The sequence below is a fragment of the Pseudoalteromonas sp. S16_S37 genome (assembly GCF_014694405.1).
In the GTDB taxonomy this organism is placed as follows: domain Bacteria; phylum Pseudomonadota; class Gammaproteobacteria; order Enterobacterales; family Alteromonadaceae; genus Pseudoalteromonas.
This window is the reverse complement of the sequence record NZ_JAAUWV010000188.1, coordinates 1-630: the sequence shown is the minus strand read 5'-3', so window position 1 is coordinate 630 and position 630 is coordinate 1. Positions and strand designations below refer to the sequence as shown.

Below are 630 nucleotides of genomic sequence, written 5' to 3'. Positions count from 1 at the left end.
CGAGACGCTAGCTTTGAGCCACAACTGGTTAAAAAGAACCAGACCCGCTTTACGTCAATGGACGATAAGATTTTATATCTGTACTCCAAAGGCATGACGACCCGTGAAATCGTCTCTACGTTCAAGGAAATGTATGACGCTGACGTTTCACCAACACTGATTTCTCGTGTCACTGATGCCGTTATTGCTCAAGTTGTTGAATGGCAAGCCAGGCCGCTTGATGCTGTTTACCCAATCGTCTATCTCGATTGCTTAGTCGTAAAAGTACGCCAAGATAAGCAAGTCATCAACAAGGCTATTTACTTAGCCTTAGGTGTTAATATCGAAGGCCACAAAGAGCTTCTAGGTATGTGGATATCAGAAAACGAAGGCGCTAAGTTCTGGCTAAACGTGCTTACCGAACTTCAAAACCGTGGTGTTAAAGATATTCTTATCGCCTGTGTAGATGGCCTTAAAGGCTTCCCTGATGCGATTAATACGGTTTACCCAGATACGCAAATTCAGCTCTGCATTGTCCATATGGTACGCAACTCGTTAAAGTTCGTGCCGTGGAAAGACTACAAAACCATCACGGCTGATTTAAAGCGTATATATCAATCAATAACCGAAGACGAAGCTCTAATGGCCTTA

General features: G+C 43.5%; 1 protein-coding gene. It reads left to right on the top strand.

Translation table 11 applies throughout. The annotated features are described in order from the left end of the window. The coding region (locus HC733_RS22550; protein ID WP_190367203.1) for an IS256 family transposase at positions 1-630 on the top strand (630 nt) is incomplete at both ends.